Raw genomic sequence first — 18,061 nt, forward strand, 5'->3', positions numbered from 1 at the left:
GCCGGTCGAGAGCTGATCGCAGTGAACCCTGCCAACACCTCCCGTACGTGTGCCCGGTGCGGGCACTGCGCGAAGGAGAACCGCCTCACCCAAGCCGAGTTCCGGTGCGTGTCGTGCGGGCATACCGTGCACGCCGACGTCAACGCGGCGATCAACATTCTCAGGGCAGGGCTTGCCCTTCGCGATGCTGCGGAAGCGGCTTAGCGAGAAGCCGCTCCCTTCAGGGAGCGGAGGAGTCACGGGTACATCATCCCCTGGCGGCACGGCGCAACGTGATTGACGCGACACGTAATGTAATCGCAAAGATCTGTGTGTACCTGGAGTTCCGGAAACTCGGACCTGGCGGCTCAGGGCCGTCGGCGACACTTGGGGTGGAGAGTCGTCCCTGGTCGGATGGGGGCGTGAGCCGGACGACAAGATTTGTGTCTCGAATTGTGAGACCTATGTACCGAGCAGGTCACGGCGTGTGGCAGACTTCAAGGCACCATGTTCTACGGTCTGCTCATTATCGGCAGGCGCGCTGGCTGACATCAGGACAACGCCAGCGCGCAGACCTCTCACGTCCGTGAGGGGTCTTTTGTGTTTTCCGGCACAGCGATAGAGCGGATGACCGCGCGCGGCGAGGAACACCCCGCGAAGGAGATAGCAAGAAATGGCCGATGACCGCTTCCATGTGTATGACACGACACTGCGTGACGGGGCCCAGCAGGAAGGCCTGAACCTCACGGTCGCCGACAAGCTGGCCATCGCCCGTCAGCTGGACGGCCTCGGCGTCGGCTTCATCGAGGGTGGCTGGCCGGGCGCCAACCCCAAGGACACGGAATTCTTCCGGCGAGCCCAAACAGAGCTCGACCTGAAGCATGCGCAGCTCACCGCGTTCGGCGCGACCCGCCGAGCCGGAGTGAAGGCCGCCGACGACCCGTTGGTGGCCGCACTGCGCGAATCCGGCGCGCCTGTCGTGACACTCGTTGCGAAGAGTCACGACAGGCACGTTGAGCTGGCCCTCCGCACGACCCTCAAGGAGAACCTCGCGATGATCCGCGACACGGTCTCCCACCTGCGTGCGGAAGGCCAGCGCGTCTTCCTCGACGCCGAGCACTTCTTCGACGGCTACGCGTCCAACCCGGCGTATGCGCTGGAGGTGCTCCGCACCGCCGCCGAGGCGGGCGCGTCGGTCGTCGCGCTGTGCGACACCAACGGCGGCATGCTCCCCGACGAACTGGCCGACGTCGTCCACGCCGCCGTCTCCACCGGGGCGCGGGTTGGCATCCACTGCCACGACGACACCGGCTGCGCCGTCGCCAACACCCTCGCCGCCGTCAAGGCCGGCGCCACCCACGTCCAGGGATGCGCCAACGGGTACGGCGAGCGCTCCGGCAACGCCAACCTGTTCACCGTCGTGGCGAACCTCCAGCTCAAGAGGGGGTTCGACCTCGTACCCACGCAGTCGCTGAGGGAGATGACCCGCATCGCGCACGCGATCACCGAGGTCACCAACGTCACGCCCAACTCGCACCAGCCGTACGTCGGCACGTCCGCGTTCGCGCACAAGGCGGGGCTGCACGCGTCGGCCATCAAGATCGACCCGAACCTCTACCAGCACATCGACCCCGCCCAGGTCGGCAACGACATGCGCATGCTCGTCTCCGACATGGCCGGCCGGGCGTCTGTCGAGCTCAAGGGCAAGGAGCTGGGGTACGACCTGACCTCTGACCAGTCGCGCCACCTTGTCGAGCGCGTCAAGGAGCTGGAGTCGCGCGGCCACACGTTCGAGGCCGCCGACGCGTCCTTCGAGCTGCTGCTGCGCGAAACCGTCGCCGGAGAGCGCAGGCGGCACTTCTCCGTCGAATCCTGGCGGGTCATCGTCGAGCGGCGCCCCTCCGGCGAGGTCGCGAGCGAGGCCACGGTCAAACTGCACGCCAAGGGCGAGCGCATCGTCGCCACCGGCGAGGGCAACGGCCCCGTCAACGCCCTCGACAAGGCCGTGCGGCTCGCGCTGGAGAAGCTCTACCCCGAGCTCGCCGGCGTGGAGCTCATCGACTTCAAGGTCCGCATCCTGGAAGGCACCCACGGCACCGACGCCATCACCCGGGTGCTCATCACCTCCAGCGACGCCACCGCAGACTGGTCCACCGTCGGTGTCGCCGAGAACATCGTCGAGGCGTCCTGGCAGGCCCTGGAGCAGGCCGTCACCTACGGCCTCCTCCGCGCCGGGTACAGTGCTTGACTTGCCTCGCTGCGCTCGGAGGGCGCGGGGCGCCCTTGAGGCGGCTCGTGCCCTTCTCGCTCAGAGTCGCTCGTTTCTCGCTTCCCACTCGCTCGTCGGTTACTTCCCCGCCGCGCCCCGCGCTGTGCTTACTTGCCTCGCTGCGCTCGGCGGGCTCGGGGCGCCTTTGAGGCGACTCGTGCCCTCCTCGCTCGGAGTCGCTCGTTCCTCGCTCGGAGTCGCTCGTTCCTCGCTCCGCACTCGCTCGTCGGTTACTTCCCCGCCGCGCCCCGCGCTGTGCTCGATTTGCCGCGCCTCCGGGGGAGCGGGGATCAGACGAGGTCGGAGTCGGAGATCTTGAAGGACGTGGGGCCGTCGGAGGTGTGGACGATCACGGTACGGCCGGAGCACGTCACCTCGGGCTTGGCGGTACCAGGCACGACGATTGTCAGCAGGGACGAGGCCGCGGGCGAGACCACCACCGGGGCGGCGACCTTCTGCATGTAGGCGGGGGAGATCCACCCCTGGTAGGGGTTGGTCTGGCCGCGTACCACCTTCTGGCCGCCGATCGGCTTGCACGAGGGCATGGAGAGTTGCACCAGCGTCGCCCGCCACGATCCTTCGCCGATGACGACACGGCCTCCGGCGTTGGAGAAGACCTTCATCGACGGGTCGAAGTGCCACAGGTTGCGCACCTTGCCCCCGGCCGCGTCGAGCACCGCCATGACGTCCTGGTCGTGGTTCACGAGCACCGCCCTGGTACGGCGCACGCCGTACGCGTTGTCGGTGACGGTGAACGACTGCCGGTCCTTGCCCACGGAGCGGTGGATCAGGGACGACGGCGTGCGGCCGCGGAACCTCTTGCCCACGACCACCGGGACGTTGTGCGCCTCCGGCGTCATCGTCCAGCGACGGTACGGATTGTTCTCGTATGAGTGGAAACCCGCCTCGGTGAGCAGGTTGCGGCCCTGCGCGTAGTAGGTCACGCCCAGGTGGTCCTCGTGGCCGTGGTGCTTCATGCCCGGCCCGAACCTGATCGAGTAGTAGGCCGACTGAGGGTCGCCCCAGGCCGTCCGGCCGAAGACGTATCCGGCCTTGAACACCTGCACGGTCTCGGAGGAGTGGGCGAACCCGGCGGGCTGGACGTCCGGCGCGCCGTCCCCGATCGGCACCATGTACCCGTTGGGCTGCGTGGCCGCGCTGATGTGCTTGGGCAGGCCGTCCCATCGCTTGGCGAGGTCGTCGGGCACCTTGAGGCCGCAGTCCTTGATGGTGTCCATCGCGACCCTGAGCCGGTCGTGCACGTAGATGGCGTACCGGGGAGCCTGTTCCCTGAGCGAGCCCTCGGAGTCAATGTCGATCTTCATCGACTTGACCATGCGGTCGAGCGCGAGGTCCTTCCAGCCCTTCTGGTTGTAGCGGCAGCCGATCCGCAGGAGGCCGATGTCCTGGTCGAGCCCGTGGTTGTGCCCGGCCTTGTAGAAGCGCGGGTCGGCCAGCACCTTCGCGTGCACGGCCAGGCTGTCCTTCAGCCAGGCGTCGGAGACGTACCTGCTCAGGCAGACCAGCGCCGGGGCGCGCAGCGCGGTCGGGTGGTCCTGCCAGGCGTACTTGTTGGTGGTCCGCCCGCCGTAGGGGTTCTTCTCGACCCAGTCCTTGGCGATCTCGCTCGCGCGGTTGAGATAGGCCTGCTTCCCGGTGGCTTCGTAGTCGGCCACCAGCCGTCCCATCCACCGCAGCGACTGGAAGACCATCTGCCAGGACCGGCTCTTGTACGGGTCGAGCGACCAGTCGACCTTGGACCCGATCTTGACGGCGGGGCGATCGAGGAACGACAGCTCGCCGTTCATGATGTCCTCGGAGGTCGGTGTCGCCGGGAGCCAGTCTCCCTGGCACTCCGGCGTGCGTGCGGGCGCCTGAGCGGCTTCGGCGGGAACGACGAGCCCGCCGCCGGCGAGGGTCAGTACGGCGATGAGGCCAAGAGCGTGAGTGCGGGGGCGCACGCCAGTTCCTTCCGACCACGGTGAGGGGGGTTGATCATGCTGTCCGAATAGTAATGATTCGGTCAAGCGGCAGGTTACATCGTTAGCAGGATTTGACGTCCCTGCCCAGCCGAGGGAGCCCGACTTCCGCTCGTCGGCTGGTCGAGCCGGCCCGCCGTGCCCCCATCCGGTCGCCGTGCGCCCGGGACACGACCTAAGTGGCCAGACGCGCCTTCAGGGCGAAGGGCACCACCAGGAACGCCGCGCCGGCGGTGAGGAAGGCCGCCGGCCCGACAGCACCGGCGACACCGCCCACCAGGGCGACCATGCCCGGGACAGCGGGCTGGGCGATCCCCCACGACGACCCCTGGAAAGCGAACCAGCGAGGACGTTCGGCTTCGGGAGCCGCATCGGCGACCAGAGCCTGCCAGCGGCCCAGCAACACCCCGTTCACGGCCGTCCATGCCAGATAGGCCCCGACGGTGAGCGGGAGATTCTCCGCGCGGGCCATCGTCAGGGCGAGCAGTCCGAGCAAGACGGCCCCGCCCGCCAGAACCAGGCCGTGAGGGCGCGGGGTCAGCAGTCGTCGCGTCGCCCACAAGGTCAAGGGAGCGAGGGCGGCCGCTCCGGTGAGAGCGACACCCGGGAGCCACGCGGGCGCGCCGCGCTGCAAGAGCACCAGGGGCATGAACATCACCACCGCCAGGTAGCCGACGGCGAAGGCGGTGCCCGCGAGGGTGAACCGCAGCAGCAGAGCCGATGGTCTCCAGCGCTTGCGGTCCTCTCCGGGAACCGGTCGCTCCGCGTTCCCGCGGGGAAGGAAGAACAGAGCGATCGCGGCGGCCGCCAGGCAGGTGGCGGCGTCGACGACCACCAGCCAGCGCACCCCCAGCGGTAGCAGCGCCGCGGCGATCAGTCCGCCGATCGCACCTGCGGCCACCAGCGAGCTGCCCAGCAGCCCGTACAGCTCCTGGCGCTGATCATCCTCGGTGACCTGGGCCACCAGCTCCTGGGTCGCCGGTTCATAGATCTCGAACGCCAGGCCCACCAGGACCACGGCGATCAACACCTGAGGGGGAGTCCGCGCAGCCGACAGGGCGACCAACGACAGACCTGTCGCGCAGAGACCCGCGGCCACCACGATCCGAGGCGGCAGCCAATCGAGGACGAAAGCCCCGGCCCAGCGTGAGAGCAGGGCCGCGACGCCGAAGAGCGCCAAAGCGAGCGACGCGAGGTCGGGACCGGCGAACACCGCCAGGAAGGCGAGCGCGTACGCGCCCATCTGGTTCAGTATCCGGACCCACAACAACGCCTTGGCCGCCCCAGGCATCGAAGCGAACACCCCTCGCACCTCCGACAGGCCCGCACGGCATCACCGTCGCGAACATCGAGCGAACAGACCAGGCGTCATCGTTCCAGGCGGCACCGACAAGAACGCACGGGTGAAGGGCCAGGGGATCCGCTTCCTGTTCGAGGACCAGGCGAAGCGGAAGCCGGGCAGCGCGGCGGCGGAAACGGTCAGGGATGGGACAGCGGGGCGAATTGCCGCGAACCCACTCGATGCTTGACCTTCTCCCGGGAATGACTCGCGGAAAGGAGGCAAGCGATGATCAAAGGCGCGCACTGGCTCATGTACAGCCGAGATCCGGACGCCGACCGGGCCTTCCTCCGCGACGTGCTCGGCCTGGGGAGCGTCGACGCCGGCAGCGGGTGGCTCATCTTCCGGTTACCTCCCGCCGAGTTGGGGGTGCATCCCACGGAAGAGCGGCCGATGTTCGATCTCTACCTGATGTGCGACCGGATAGCGGAGACGGTCAAGGAACTGAGCGCGAAGGGGGTCACGTTCACTCGGGAGGTCGGTGACGAGGGGTACGGCCTCGTCACCGGATTCCGCCTCCCGGGCGGCGCCGAGATCGGCCTCTACGAGCCACGCCACCCCACCGCCATCTGACCTCCCCGCTTCATGCTCCGCACCGCGAGGGGCGCGGCGAATCAAGCACTGTGCTTGGGTGTGGCGCTCTGCACGACTTCGAAGGACCACAGCTCGGCGCCCGAGGCCGCCGGACCCTGACCATGCCCGTGGCCCTGCTGCGGGGCCTGGCCGTGCCCGTGCCCGTGGCCGGCTTCGGCAGCGGCCTGGGCGTGTCCCGCCTGGAAGGCACGGCTCTCCTGCCAGCGCTGGAAGTCCTCCTCGCTGCGCCACCGGGTGTACACCATGTAGCGATCCGTGCCCTCGACCGGCCGCAGCAGTTCGAACCACTCGAATCCGTCGGCCGTCTCCACCATCCCCGCGCGGTTGGCGAAGCGCTTCTCCAGCTCATCGCGCATCTCCGCGCTCACCGTCAACACGTTGATCTTCACGACTGACATCGCGGGCTCCTCTGGTGAGTGAATTCGGACAGTGAATTCGGACAAGGCCACACTACGAGTCACCCAGGTCGCCCCCGGGACGCGCCACGGTGGTTCGCGCCGACATCGACCCTCGTTCCCGCTGATCACCCGATCCTGCCGGGCGAACCTTGCCGGTCAGGGCACTAGCCTTGTGACCGTGCGTATCGCGAGGTTCTCCAAAGGCGACGGCGTCGCTTTCGGCGTGGTGGAAGAGGGCGAGCAGGTCGTCGCCAGGATCGACGGGCATCCCTTCGGCGGGGTCGAGCTCACCGGGGAAAGATATCCGCTCGCCGAGGTCAGGATCGTCGCGCCGATGCTGCCCAGCAAGATCGTGGCGATCGGCAAGAACTACTCCGACCACGCGCGCGAGATGGGTGGCGAGGCCCCTGAGGAGCCGCTCATCTTCCTCAAGCCGAGCACCTCGGTGGTCGGCCCGGGGGAGGCCATCGCGTACCCCACGAAGCTGTCGCAGCGGGTCGACTACGAGGGTGAGCTGGCCGTGGTCATCGGGCGGCTCTGCCGGGACGTGCCGGTCGAGCGGGCAGCCGAGGTGATCTTCGGGTACACCTGCGCGAACGACGTCACCGCCCGCGACCTGCAGCAGCGGGACGGCCAGTGGTCCAGGGCCAAGGGCTTCGATACGTTCTGCCCGGTGGGCCCGTGGATCGAGACCGACCTGGACCCGAGTGACCTCGCCCTCACGACCAGCGTGAACGGCGAGCTCAAGCAGAGCGCGCGCACGTCGCTCCTGCTGCACGACATCCCTGCGCTCATCGCGTATGTGAGCGCGGTCATGACGCTGCTTCCCGGCGACATCATCCTGACCGGCACGCCCGCCGGCGTCGGGCCCATGTCCGTCGGTGACGAGGTCAGCGTCGGCATCGAAGGAATCGGAACTCTCACCAACCGGGTGATCTCTCGTGACTGACCTGCGTGTCCGCTTCGCGCCCTCGCCGACCGGCATGTTCCATGTCGGCGGCGCCCGTTCCGCGCTCTACAACTGGGCGCTCGCCGAGCAGTCCGGGGGCACGTTCGTGCTCCGCATCGAGGACACCGACGCCGCGCGCAACCGGCCGGAGTGGACCGAGGGCATCATCTCGGCGCTCGCCTGGATCGGCATCAACGGCGACTCTCCGCACTTCGAGGGCCCCTACTTCCAGTCCGCCTACGAGGCGCAGCATCGCGAGGCGGCGGCGACGCTGCTCAAGGACGGCAAGGCCTACCACTGCACCTGTACGCGTGACGACGTGAAGGCCAGGACCGGGTCCGAGCACCAGGGCTACGACGGCTTCTGCCGGGACCGCGGCCTCACGGAGGGCGCGGTCAGGTTCCGCACCCCCGACGAGGGCGTGACCGTGGTGGACGACCTTGTCCGCGGGCGGGTCGAGTTCCCGAACGCCGCCATGGAGGACTTCGTGATCGTGCGCGGCGACGGTTCGCCGCTGTTCATCCTCGCCAACGTGATCGACGACATCGAGATGCGGATCTCCCATGTCGTACGCGCGGAGGAGCACCTGTCGAACACCCCCAAGCAGCAGCTGCTGTGGGAGGCGCTCGGGGTCACACCGCCGATCTGGGCGCACGTTCCCGTCATCGTCAACGAGAAGCGGCAGAAGCTGTCCAAGCGGCGCGACAAGGTGGCCCTGGAGTCCTATCGCGACGAGGGTTACCTCGCCGAGGCGATGGTCAACTACCTCATGCTGCTCGGCTGGGGTCCCGGCGACGACCGGGAGATCATGCCCTGGTCGGAGATGATGCCGATGTTCCGGCTGGAGGACGTGAACCCGTCCCCCGCGTTCTTCGACGAGAAGAAGCTGCGCGCGTTCAACGGCGAGTACATCCGGGCGCTGCCCCTCAACGTCTTCATCGAGCGGTGCGCGCCGTGGCTCGACCCCAGCTGGGACCGCGAGACCTTCGCCCGGGTGGCCGAGCTCGCGCAGACCCGGGTGGCGGTGCTGTCCGAGATCACCGCGAACGTGGACTTCCTCTTCCTGGACGAGCCCGTCCACGACCAGGCGTCATGGGACAAGGCGATGAAGCCGGGTGCCGCCGAGATCCTCTCCGGGTACGCCGAGCGGCTGCAGGAGGTCAGCTGGGATCCCGAGTCGCTCAAGACCGCCCTGGAGGAGGTCGGGGCCGCGCACGGGCTCAAGCTGGGCAAGGCCCAGGCGCCGGTCCGGGTCGCGATCACCGGCCGCACGGTCGGCCTCCCGCTGTTCGAGTCGATCGAGGTCCTCGGCCGCGAGCGGGCCCTCGAAAGGCTGCGTACGGCTCTCGCCAAGCTCTCCTGAGACTCGTGCGGCCCCGCGTGGCCGGCCGCCCGCGTGTGATCGCGGGCGGCCGGCGTGGCGGGATCAGACCGCCCGCGTGATCACGGCCGGGTCATGGCGGGTCAGAGCAGGCCGCGGCGGGCGAGCAGGGGCTCGATCTGCGGGTCACGGCCCCGGAAGTCGCGGAACGCCGTCAGGGCCTCCACGCTGCCGCCCTTGGACAGCAGGCGCTGCCGGAACCGGTCGCCGTTCTCCCTGAGCAGTCCGCCGTTCTCCTTGAACCACTCGACCGTGTCGGCGTCGAGGACCTCGCTCCAGATGTAGGAGTAGTAGCCCGCGCTGTAGCCGCTGGACCAGATGTGCGCGAAGTAGGTGCTGCGGTAGCGCGGCGGCACCGCGGGCAGGTCCACGCCCGCGGTCCGCAGGGCCTCGGCCTCGAACTCCTCCGCGTCGCCGCCGGTGTAGGTCGTGTGCCAGGCCCAGTCCAGCAGCGTCGCGGCGAGGTACTCCACCGTCGCGAATCCCTGGTTGAACTTCTGCGACTCCAGCATCCGGTCCACGAGTTCGCGCGGCATGGGTTCGCCGGTCTCGTAGTGCCTGGCGTAGTTCGCGAGGATCTCCGGGTCGGTCGCCCACATCTCGTTGACCTGCGAGGGGTACTCGACGAAGTCCCTCGGCACCGCCGTACCCGAGAACCGGGGGAAGCGGACGTCGGAGAACAGGCCGTGCAGGGCGTGCCCGAACTCGTGGAACATCGTGTTGACCTCGTCGAAGGTCAGCAGCGTCGGCTCGCCCTTGACGATGTTGAGGTTGTTGACCACGACCGGCCGGGTGCCGTCGAGGGCCGACTGCTTGACCAGGCTGTTCATCCACGCCCCGCCGCGCTTGGAGGCGCGGGCGAAGAAGTCCCCGAGGAACAGGCCCAGCGGTGAACCGTCCTCGTTGAACACCTCGAAGACCCGGACGTCCGAGTGGTAGCCCTGCAGGTCCTCGCGCTCCCGGAAGGTGAGGCCGTACAGCCGCTGCGCCGCGTAGAAGACACCGCGCTCCAGGACGCTGTTCAGCTCGAAGTAGGGCCGCATGCGGGCGCTGTCGATGTCGTACCGGGCCTTGCGCACCTTCTCGGTGTAGAACGACCAGTCCCAGGGCTGGATCGCGTGCCCGGCGAGCTCCTCGAGGTCCGACTGCTCCTTGCGGGCGTTGGCCACGGCGGGCGGGACGAGCCGGTCCAGCATCTCGGAGACCGCCTGGGTGGTCCCGGCCGTCTGGTCAGCCAGGACGTACTCGGCGTGGTTCGCGTACCCGAGCAGTCTGGCCCGCTCCTCGCGCAGCCGCGCGATCCGGGTGATCAGCTCGGCGTTCTCCGCTCCGCGCCCGGTGGACGCCTTGTGGATCCGCTCGCGGAGCGCCCTGTGCGTGAGCTCGGCGAGCGCGGGCTGGCCGGTGGGCAGGACGAGGGTGATGAGGTATCCCGCGTCCAGTCCCCGCTCCTTGGCGGTCTCCTGGAGGCCCTGGACGGCGTCCGGCGAGAGCCCGTCGAGCTCCGCGGCGTCCTCGACCAGGACGGCCCGCGCGTTGGTGTCGGCGAGCAGGTTCTGCTGGAACGTGGTCGCCAGCGTGGACAGCTCCTCGTTGAGCTCCCTGAGCCGCGCCTGCTCGTCCTCTCCGAGGATGGCTCCCGCCCGGGTGAAGTCGGTGAGATAGCGGTCGAGGAGCCACTGCTGCTCGTCGTCAGCTGTCTGGACGGCCCGGATGCGGGCGAACAGCCGGGGGTTCAGGTGGATGGCGTCGGCGTGCTTGGACAGTTTGGGCGTGATGTCCTTCTGGATCTCCTGGACACCCGGCGTGGTGTCGGAGGAGGCCTGGTTGAAGAAGACCGTCGAGACCCGGTCGAGGAGCCGGCCGGACCGCTCCAGAGCCTCGATCGTGTTCTCGAAGGTCGGCGGCTCGGGATCGTCGGCGATCGCCGCGATCTCGGCGAGATGCTCGGCCATCCCCTGCTCGAACGCCGGGACGTAGTGCTCCTCCCGGATCTCCTGGAAGGGAGGCAGTTGGTACGGCAGGGAGCTGGGGCTCAGAAACGGGTTCACCGTCTGGGACATCGGGGGCTGCTCCTCATCGCTGTTCTCGACGCTGGTGGCTCTTCTCAGCCTGGCACAGCAGGGCTGTGAGCAGTGATGAGGAGCCACGCGGGCAATCGTTTTGGTGGTGGGCCGCAAGCTGGGCTATTCTTTCGGAGTCGCCAGCGAGCCCCAAGGGGCGAGCGAAACGATGGGGTATAGTGCAATTGGCAGCACGACTGATTCTGGTTCAGTTAGTCTAGGTTCGAGTCCTGGTACCCCAGCTGCATCCCTCCTTCGGGAGATGCTACGGATTCGGGTTCCCCCCGGTCCGATCACAGTGTGCACGGTCCCGTCGTCTAGTGGCCCAGGACGCCGCCCTCTCAAGGCGGTAGCGGCGGTTCGAATCCGCTCGGGACTACCACACACTGCGAGGTCCCGTCGTCTAGTGGCCTAGGACGCCGCCCTCTCAAGGCGGTAACGGCGGTTCGAATCCGCTCGGGACTACTTTCTCTCCACCCTCGGAACGATCGTTCCGAGGGTTTTTCGTTGTCTCGGTCCCCGCTTGCCGCCGATCTTCATCACCTCATTGACTGGACAGCGTTGCTATCCAATACTGGAGAGCGACACTATCTAATGGAGGTGTGGGGATGTTCACGTTGCTGGCGGACGGCCGCGATGAGGTCGTCCCGGGGCTGACCGTCCCGGCCGGAGAGAAGGTCCTCGGTTGGGAGCGCAAGCCGCACGGCTGGTGCCGGGGGGACGCCTGCATACCGGCCTTCCGGGCCACGGCCGCCGAGGCCGCCGCCGGCACCGACCTGGTCGCGTTCGCCGGGTTGCTCGGGCGCGGTGTGGTGGTCGACCACGACGAGAGGCTGATCGCGGTCGGTGACGCGCGGACGATCAGTCCCGAGGGGGCTCCGGAGTTCGAGCTGGACGGCTTCCGTCTCGGCGGCCTCCGCGGTACCAAGGTGGCGCTCGTCTTCTGGGCGTCGTGGTGCGGCTGCCGCTACGACCTGCCCGCCTGGGAGCTGCTGCACCGGGAGCTGTCCCCGGGCGGCTTCAGCGTGGTCAGCGTCTCACTCGATCGGAACCGTGAGGAGGCCGCCCCGTGGATCGAGGACGTGACCCATCCGGCGCTGGTCGACATGGAAGGCGCGGTCGCCGAGATGTACGGCGTCATCAACGTCCCGACCGTCGTGTGGATCGACGAGGAGGGGCGGGTCGCCCGGCCGCAGGACACCATGACCGCGACCGACACGTTCCGCGAGATGAACGGGCTCTCCTCCGAGGCCGCCACGGCGGCCCTGCGCCGATGGGTCGTCGAGGGCGAGTCCGGCCTGTCCGAGCAGGCCGTACGGGAGCACCTGCGCGTCCCGACCGAGGAAGAGCGGCTGGCCCGGCTGCACGCGCGCCTCGCCACCTGGCTGTTCCGCCGTGGCCGCGCGGACGCCGCCCGCGGGCACGCCCGCCGGGCGGCCGAGCTGGCGCCGCACGACATCGCCATCCGCCGGGGGCTGATGCCGCTCGACGGCGTGGATCCGTTCGGGGACGACTACTTCCGGCTTCGTGCTGAGCTCGAGGCCAGTGGGACGCCGATCTACCGGCCGCTGCCCGACTGGGCGGGGGAGCGGTGACGTGATGGGGCGGGTTGCGGTGCGCGGCACCTGGGTTCCAAAATCAGACTCATGACCACGACACTGCGCTCGCGCACGCACAGCTGGGCCCCGCCGACATTGCCGGGGGACGTCGCGGAGTTGAGCGGCCTGGAGTTCCTCCAGGCCATGCTCGACGGCGTGATCGCCGCTCCGCCGATCGCCGGCACGATGGGTTTCACGCTGCTGAAGGTCGAGCCCGGGGTGGCGATCTTCGAGGGGGAGACGGGAGAGCACCAGTACAACCCGATGGGCTCCGTGCACGGGGGCTACTTCGCCACCCTGCTCGACTCGGCCCTCGGATGCGCCGTCATGACCATGCTCCCGGCCGGGACGGCCTACACGACCACCCAGTTGAACGTGCACATGGTCCGCCCGGCCTTCGCGCACACCGGGCTTCTGCGGTGCGAGGCGAAAGCCCTCCATGTCGGCCGGACCGTCGCGACCGCCGAGGGGCGGCTGGTCGGCTCGGACGACGGCAAGCTGTACGCGCACGGCACGACGACCTGCGCCGTTTTCGCGATGCGCTGACGGTCCCGCCGCCGGGAAAACGGACCGGCCCCGGGCGGCGATCGTCGCGGACATGACAGCGGACATGACAAGGGGACACGCCCTCTCCAGAGCGTGTCCCCTTCTTCGTGCCCTTCGGGGCCGTGGAGCGCCGCCTAGCCGCGCGACCGGGCCTTGAAGAGCGCCCGCTTGGCGGCCTTGCCCACCTGCTTGTCCGGGTGGGCCTCGTCGACGGCTTCGAGCAGCTCCTCCAGGTGCGGGTGAGGCACCTTCCAGATCACGTCGAGCAGGCCGATGATCTGCTGCGCGGGGCCGATGTCGTGCAGGCTGCTGACGAACTCCGCGCGGCCGAGGCCCGCCGAGATCGTCCACATGTCGAGGATGAGCCAGTGCGTGTCGGCCTGGGTGGGCTCCGGGGCGTCCTCGACGTCCAGCTGGGCGAGGTGCGTCGCGGCGTACGGCCGGAGCGAGGGCTCCTTGAGCGCGTCGGTCCAGGCGGGCACGGCCACCTCGCCGAGGGAACCGACCAGGCTGGCGGCCTGCACCCGGACCAGGGCGTCGGCCTCGTCCTCCGCAGCGGCGGCGAGCAGCTCGGCGGCGGCCTGGGCGGGATCGCGCAGGGCGAGCCACGCGGTGAACTCGGCGTCCGCCTCCTCCTCCGGCAGGTCGGCGCTCAGCGACAGCAGGTCGAGCGCGGACATCGCGTCGATGGCGGGCCGGGCGTCGATGTCGATGTCCGCGTCGTCCACGAGGTGGACCACGCCTTCGGTGCCGAGGGGCGTGAGACGCACCTCGTCGTCCTCGACGGTCACCATGCCGTAGCCGGTCAGCCAGGCGAGCACCGGCGCCAGCGGGTCGCCGGCGGCGGCCCAGGCGTCGGCGCCGAGGTCGTCGTACTCGCTGACCGCCTCGGTCAGCTCCTCGCGCAGCTCTCCGACGGAGCGCGAGCCGCCGTTGACCAGCACACGGATCAGCAGCGCGCGGGTCAGCCCCGACAGGGCGAGGGTCAGGTCGTCGTCGTCCAGCTCGGGGTCGCCGTAGTCGACCGAATGAAGGCCGAGCAGCCAGGCGTCGAGCACATCGTCGTCGTCCTCGAACGGCCAGGCGGCGGTATCGGGGTCGACGCTGACCGTGTCGTCATCGTCCGGGGCGATGAACTCCAGGTCGATGGCGAGGTTCCACAGGTTCCACAGGGTCTGCGCGTCGCTCAGGCCGACGGTGCGCACCGCCTCCTTGACCTCTTCCTCGGTAAGGAGGGTGTCCTCGCCGACCTTGCGGCCGGAGCCGACCCACGCCGCGAGGTCGCGGGCCTGGGCGATGAGCGTGACCCCGCGAGCCGCCGCCGCGAGCTCGGAGTCCGGTCGCATCCGGATCGTGGGGAGGTCGGCGATCTCGTCGGCGAACGGCTCGAAGTCGCCGAGGCTCTCGTCCTCGTCGTCCTCGAACTCGTCCTCCTCCTCGTCCCAGTCGCGCTCGGCGATGACGTCCTCCATCGCCTCGACGAAGTCGTCCTCGATCTCGTCGAGCTCGGCGAGGAGGGTGTCGATCGAGGCCGACCCCTTCGCCAGGCGGTCCGTCTCGGACAGGAACGTCAGATAGGACCGCAGGGCGGGAACCATGCCGTCGGCGGCCTCGTCGGGATCCTCGACGACCTGCGGGATGCGTTCCAGCAGGACGGTGCGCAGGTCACCCGCCTTCCACAACCCCGCGTCGTCGCGGGCATCCAGGCGATGCCAGAGAACGGCCGGGCCCACCAGGTCGGGATCGCTGTCCGGAGCGTTGGCGGGAGCCCAGAGGATGAACTCCTGGAGCAGTGGACGCAGTTCAGCGGCGGCTGCCTCGATGCGGTCTGTCACCCCGCCAGCCTAGGGCTAACCGGGCATGCTCTCTAATCAGTTAGCGCGCCGCATCGCCTCGGTGATCCGTTCGGCGGCGGACACGACGGGGGCGGCGTGCATGCGGCCCGGCGTGCGGGTGAGCCTCTCGATCGGCCCGGAGACGGAAACCGCGGCGATGACCTTGCCCCCGGCACCCCGGATGGGCGCCGAGACGCTGGCCACGCCCTGCTCGCGCTCGCCGACGCTGTGCGCCCAGCCTCTCCTGCGTACGCTCGCGAGCGTGGCGGCGGTGAACTTCGCGCCACGCAGGCCGCGGTGCAGCCGGTCGGGCTCCTCCCAGGCGAGCAGGATCTGCGCGGCCGAGCCCGCGATCATGGGCAGTGCGGAGCCGACGGGTACGGTGTCACGCAGGCCGCTCGCGCGCTCGGCGGCGGCCACGCAGACCCGCTCGTCACCCTGGCGCCGGTAGAGCTGGGCGCTCTCCCCGGTGAGATCGCGGAGGTGCGTCAGGACGGGGCCCGCGACGGCGAGCAGCCGGTCCTCGCCGGCGGCCGTGGACAACTCCGACAGCCGAGGGCCCAGAACGAAACGCCCCTGGGTGTCACGGGAGACGATGCGGTGATGCTCGAGTGCCACCGCGAGCCGGTGTGCCGTCGGCCGGGCGAGGCCGGTCGCCTGGACGAGCTGGGCCAGGGAAGCCGGTCCCGCTTCCAGGGCGTTGAGTACGAGTACGGCCTTGTCGAGCACTCCGACTCCGCTAGAGTTGTCCATACCCCGATACTGCCGTCTCGCGATCCGAGACGCAAACACAATGGTCCGGATTGCCCGGTAGGCTTGTCCATATCCCGATATTTCTGTCTCATGATGAGAGACATCGGGAGGTCGAACGCAAGGAGGCGTCACAACCATGGGTCGCACACTGGCCGAGAAAGTCTGGGAGCAGCACGTCGTGCGGCGTGCCGACGGCGAGCCGGACCTGCTGTACATCGATCTCCACCTCATCCACGAGGTGACCAGCCCGCAGGCGTTCGATGGCCTGCGCATGGCCGGGCGGAAGGTGCGGCGACCGGATCTCACCATCGCGACCGAGGACCACAACGTCCCGACCGTGCTCGGCCCGATCTCCGACCCGGTGTCCCGCACCCAGGTTGAGACGCTGCGCAAGAACGCCGCCGAGTTCGGCATCCGGCTGCACCCCATGGGCGACGCCGGTCAGGGTGTGGTGCACATCATCGGCCCGCAGTTCGGTCTGACGCAGCCCGGCATGACGATCGTCTGCGGCGACTCGCACACGTCCACGCACGGCGCCTTCGGTGGCATCGCGTTCGGCATCGGCACCTCCGAGGTGGAGCACGTGCTGGCCACCCAGACGCTGCCCGCCTACCGGCCCAAGACCATGGCCATCGAGGTCAAGGGCGAGCTGCCGGTCGGGGTCACCGCCAAGGACCTGATCCTCGCCATCATCGCCAAGATCGGCACCGGCGGCGGCCAGGGGTACATCGTGGAGTACCGCGGTGAGGCCATCCGCAAGCTCTCCATGGAGGGCCGGATGACCGTCTGCAACATGTCGATCGAGGCGGGCGCCCGGGCCGGCATGATCGCGCCGGACGAGACCACGTTCGCCTACCTCAAGGGACGGCCCCACGCACCGTCCGGCGACGCCTGGGACGCGGCCGTCGAGTACTGGAAGAGCCTGCGCACCGACGACGACGCGGTCTTCGACAAGGTCGTGGAGATCGACGCCTCCACGCTGACGCCGTTCGTCACCTGGGGCACGAACCCGGGCCAGGGCGCTCCGCTCGGCTCCGCCGTTCCCTCGCCGGAGGAGTTCGCCGACCCGATCGAGCGGTCGGCAGCCGAGCGCGCCCTGGAGTACATGGGCCTGACCGCTGGGACGCCGCTGAACGAGATCCCGGTGGACACCGTCTTCGTGGGCTCCTGCACCAACGGCCGGCTGGAGGACCTGCGCGCCGCCGCCGACATCCTGCGCGGCCGCAAGGTCGTCACCCGCACGCTGATCGTGCCCGGGTCCATGCAGGTCAAGAAGGCCGCCGAGGAGGAGGGCCTGGACCAGGTGTTCAAGGACGCCGGAGCCGAGTGGCGCGAGGCGGGCTGCTCCATGTGCCTCGGCATGAACCCCGACACGCTGAAGCCCGGCGAGCGCAGCGCCTCCACCTCCAACCGCAACTTCGAGGGCCGTCAGGGCAAGGGGGGCCGCACCCACCTGGTTTCCCCGCAGGTCGCCGCGGCGACCGCCGTCACCGGCAAGCTGACCGCTCCCGCAGCCCTGGCCTAAGGAAGATCACCGATGGATGCCTTCACCACGCACACCGGCAGGGCCGTCCCCCTGCGCCGCAGCAACGTCGACACCGACCAGATCATCCCGGCCGTCTGGCTCAAGCAGGTCAGCCGCACCGGCTTCGAGAAGGGGCTGTTCTCCGCCTGGCGGGAGGACCCGTCCTTCATCCTCAACAACCCCGCCTACCAGGGCGCCTCGATCCTGCTGTCCGGCCCCGACTTCGGCACCGGCTCCTCGCGGGAGCACGCCGTATGGGCGCTGCAGCAGTACGGCTTCCGCGTCGTGATCGCGGCCCGCTTCGGCGACATCTTCCGCAACAACTCGACGAAGATGGGCCTGCTCCCGGTCATCCTGCCCGCGGAGGTCGTGGAGCGGCTGCAGGCTGCGGCCGAGGCCGACCCCACCGTCGAGATCACCGTCGACCTTGCCGAGCGCGAGGTCAGGCTGGGCTCGGAGTCCTGGTCCTTCGAGATCGACGACTACACGCGCTGGCGGCTCATGGAGGGCCTGGACGACATCGGCCTGACCCTGCGTCACGCCGACGACGTCGCGGTGTACGAGAATGGACGGCAGCCATGGCTGCCGACAACTGTCTGAACGGGTTTCAGCTAGAAGACGATCGCCTGGCGCGGGGGCTGCGTGATGCGCACCGCCGCGTCCGGGCGCTGGACGTGTCCCTCGAAGAGCGGACCCGCCTTACGCACAGGTTGCTTGCTATCTGTAACGTGGCAAAACAGGACATAGAGCATGCAACCGCCCGGCTTGATGCCTTCATCGCCTATCTGGACGGCGTGTCCGACACGCCCAGTGGGCGAAACGCAGCGGCTGGTGATTGAGTCCCATGCACGCG

The 18,061-nt window shown here is 69.0% G+C and carries 16 protein-coding genes and 3 tRNA genes; 13 read left to right on the plus strand and 6 right to left on the minus strand.

All coding sequences use genetic code 11. The features are described 5' to 3' along the window. The coding region (locus QSK17_RS33240) for a zinc ribbon domain-containing protein (protein ID WP_285710080.1) at nucleotides 1–204 on the plus strand (204 nt) is incomplete at its 5' end. A gap of 448 nt (nucleotides 205–652) precedes the next feature. Next, nucleotides 653–2,227 (plus strand): citramalate synthase, encoded by a 1,575-nt coding sequence (gene cimA, locus QSK17_RS33245; RefSeq protein WP_285710082.1) that lies wholly within the window; start codon nucleotides 653–655, stop codon nucleotides 2,225–2,227. Nucleotides 2,228–2,538: 311 nt separating this feature from the next. Here the strand turns inward: cimA and QSK17_RS33250 are convergent, their stop codons facing one another. Continuing rightward, a complete protein-coding gene (locus QSK17_RS33250; RefSeq protein ID WP_285710084.1) occupies nucleotides 2,539–4,209 on the minus strand; it encodes a heparinase II/III domain-containing protein in 1,671 nt (556 codons plus the stop codon). Between the two features lie 193 nt (nucleotides 4,210–4,402). Next, a complete protein-coding gene (locus QSK17_RS33255) occupies nucleotides 4,403–5,530 on the minus strand; it encodes an MFS transporter (protein ID WP_285710085.1) in 1,128 nt (375 codons plus the stop codon). 264 nt (nucleotides 5,531–5,794) lie between these two features. On the opposite strand from QSK17_RS33255, the gene QSK17_RS33260 reads away from it, so the two are divergent. Continuing rightward, entirely contained in the window at nucleotides 5,795–6,139 is a 345-nt protein-coding gene (locus QSK17_RS33260; RefSeq protein WP_285710087.1) for a VOC family protein, read from the plus strand. 41 nt (nucleotides 6,140–6,180) lie between these two features. On the opposite strand, the gene QSK17_RS33265 is transcribed toward QSK17_RS33260, so the two are convergent. Beyond that, the gene (locus QSK17_RS33265; RefSeq protein WP_285710090.1) at nucleotides 6,181–6,558 is read right to left on the minus strand and encodes an antibiotic biosynthesis monooxygenase family protein; all 378 of its coding nucleotides are present in this window, start codon (nucleotides 6,556–6,558) and stop codon (nucleotides 6,181–6,183) included. A gap of 178 nt (nucleotides 6,559–6,736) precedes the next feature. Here QSK17_RS33265 and QSK17_RS33270 point away from each other — a divergent pair, with 178 nt between their 5' ends. Next, nucleotides 6,737–7,507 carry a fumarylacetoacetate hydrolase family protein gene (locus QSK17_RS33270; protein WP_285710093.1) on the plus strand — a complete coding sequence of 257 codons (771 nt, stop codon included), beginning with the start codon at nucleotides 6,737–6,739 and terminating at the stop codon, nucleotides 7,505–7,507. After that, nucleotides 7,500–8,870 carry a glutamate--tRNA ligase gene (gene gltX, locus QSK17_RS33275; RefSeq protein WP_285710096.1) on the plus strand — a complete coding sequence of 457 codons (1,371 nt, stop codon included), beginning with the start codon at nucleotides 7,500–7,502 and terminating at the stop codon, nucleotides 8,868–8,870. Before QSK17_RS33270 ends, gltX begins: the two co-directional genes overlap by 8 nt. A gap of 101 nt (nucleotides 8,871–8,971) precedes the next feature. Here the strand turns inward: gltX and QSK17_RS33280 are convergent, their stop codons facing one another. Further along, nucleotides 8,972–10,951 carry a M3 family metallopeptidase gene (locus QSK17_RS33280; protein WP_285710098.1) on the minus strand — a complete coding sequence of 660 codons (1,980 nt, stop codon included), beginning with the start codon at nucleotides 10,949–10,951 and terminating at the stop codon, nucleotides 8,972–8,974. Between the two features lie 170 nt (nucleotides 10,952–11,121). Here QSK17_RS33280 and QSK17_RS33285 point away from each other — a divergent pair. The 5 genes from QSK17_RS33285 to QSK17_RS33305 all read left to right on the plus strand — a co-directional run bounded on the left by QSK17_RS33285 (nucleotide 11,122) and on the right by QSK17_RS33305 (nucleotide 13,095). Beyond that, nucleotides 11,122–11,193: transfer RNA gene (locus QSK17_RS33285), tRNA-Gln, on the plus strand. A 64-nt stretch (nucleotides 11,194–11,257) separates the two neighbouring features. Further along, nucleotides 11,258–11,333 (plus strand) — tRNA-Glu (locus QSK17_RS33290). Nucleotides 11,334–11,343: 10 nt separating this feature from the next. Further along, nucleotides 11,344–11,416, plus strand: a tRNA-Glu gene (locus tag QSK17_RS33295). Between the two features lie 143 nt (nucleotides 11,417–11,559). After that, entirely contained in the window at nucleotides 11,560–12,546 is a 987-nt protein-coding gene (locus QSK17_RS33300; protein WP_352231887.1) for a TlpA disulfide reductase family protein, read from the plus strand. Between the two features lie 51 nt (nucleotides 12,547–12,597). After that, the gene (locus tag QSK17_RS33305; RefSeq protein ID WP_285710100.1) at nucleotides 12,598–13,095 is read left to right on the plus strand and encodes a PaaI family thioesterase; all 498 of its coding nucleotides are present in this window, start codon (nucleotides 12,598–12,600) and stop codon (nucleotides 13,093–13,095) included. Between the two features lie 134 nt (nucleotides 13,096–13,229). Here the strand turns inward: QSK17_RS33305 and QSK17_RS33310 are convergent, their stop codons facing one another. Both QSK17_RS33310 and QSK17_RS33315 read right to left on the minus strand, forming a co-directional pair. After that, nucleotides 13,230–14,930, minus strand: a complete 1,701-nt coding sequence (locus tag QSK17_RS33310) for a hypothetical protein (RefSeq protein ID WP_285710102.1) — start codon at nucleotides 14,928–14,930, stop codon at nucleotides 13,230–13,232. Between the two features lie 36 nt (nucleotides 14,931–14,966). Then, nucleotides 14,967–15,683 carry an IclR family transcriptional regulator gene (locus tag QSK17_RS33315; RefSeq protein WP_285710104.1) on the minus strand — a complete coding sequence of 239 codons (717 nt, stop codon included), beginning with the start codon at nucleotides 15,681–15,683 and terminating at the stop codon, nucleotides 14,967–14,969. A 136-nt stretch (nucleotides 15,684–15,819) separates the two neighbouring features. Here QSK17_RS33315 and leuC point away from each other — a divergent pair, with 136 nt between their 5' ends. Genes leuC through QSK17_RS33330 form a run of 3 tightly spaced genes read left to right on the plus strand, consistent with a single transcriptional unit; the run spans nucleotide 15,820 to nucleotide 18,047 of the window. Continuing rightward, nucleotides 15,820–17,208, plus strand: coding sequence for a 3-isopropylmalate dehydratase large subunit (gene leuC, locus QSK17_RS33320; protein ID WP_285710106.1), 1,389 nt, complete (start codon nucleotides 15,820–15,822; stop codon nucleotides 17,206–17,208). Nucleotides 17,209–17,220: 12 nt separating this feature from the next. Further along, nucleotides 17,221–17,808: a 3-isopropylmalate dehydratase small subunit gene (gene leuD, locus QSK17_RS33325; protein WP_285710108.1), complete on the plus strand. Its 588-nt coding sequence runs from the start codon at nucleotides 17,221–17,223 to the stop codon at nucleotides 17,806–17,808. Then, entirely contained in the window at nucleotides 17,787–18,047 is a 261-nt protein-coding gene (locus QSK17_RS33330; RefSeq protein ID WP_285710111.1) for an SCO5555 family protein, read from the plus strand. The genes leuD and QSK17_RS33330 overlap by 22 nt, the downstream gene beginning before the upstream one ends. The last annotated feature ends 14 nt before the right edge of the window (nucleotides 18,048–18,061 follow it).

The organism is Microtetraspora sp. NBRC 16547 (genome assembly GCF_030268965.1).
Taxonomy (GTDB): domain Bacteria; phylum Actinomycetota; class Actinomycetes; order Streptosporangiales; family Streptosporangiaceae; genus Microtetraspora.

What these genes read in the sequence shown, in the direction of transcription:
- QSK17_RS33315 (WP_285710104.1), bottom strand. Translation starts at nt 15,683, where the DNA reads ATGGACAACTCTAGCGGAGTCGGAGTGCTCGACAAGGCCGTACTCGTA.
- QSK17_RS33305 (WP_285710100.1), top strand. Translation starts at nt 12,598, where the DNA reads ATGACCACGACACTGCGCTCGCGCACGCACAGCTGGGCCCCGCCGACA.
- leuD (WP_285710108.1), top strand. Translation starts at nt 17,221, where the DNA reads ATGGATGCCTTCACCACGCACACCGGCAGGGCCGTCCCCCTGCGCCGC.
- QSK17_RS33280 (WP_285710098.1), bottom strand. Translation starts at nt 10,951, where the DNA reads ATGTCCCAGACGGTGAACCCGTTTCTGAGCCCCAGCTCCCTGCCGTAC.
- leuC (WP_285710106.1), top strand. Translation starts at nt 15,820, where the DNA reads ATGGGTCGCACACTGGCCGAGAAAGTCTGGGAGCAGCACGTCGTGCGG.
- cimA (WP_285710082.1), top strand. Translation starts at nt 653, where the DNA reads ATGGCCGATGACCGCTTCCATGTGTATGACACGACACTGCGTGACGGG.
- QSK17_RS33260 (WP_285710087.1), top strand. Translation starts at nt 5,795, where the DNA reads ATGATCAAAGGCGCGCACTGGCTCATGTACAGCCGAGATCCGGACGCC.
- QSK17_RS33300 (WP_352231887.1), top strand. Translation starts at nt 11,560, where the DNA reads ATGTTCACGTTGCTGGCGGACGGCCGCGATGAGGTCGTCCCGGGGCTG.
- QSK17_RS33265 (WP_285710090.1), bottom strand. Translation starts at nt 6,558, where the DNA reads ATGTCAGTCGTGAAGATCAACGTGTTGACGGTGAGCGCGGAGATGCGC.
- QSK17_RS33330 (WP_285710111.1), top strand. Translation starts at nt 17,787, where the DNA reads ATGGCTGCCGACAACTGTCTGAACGGGTTTCAGCTAGAAGACGATCGC.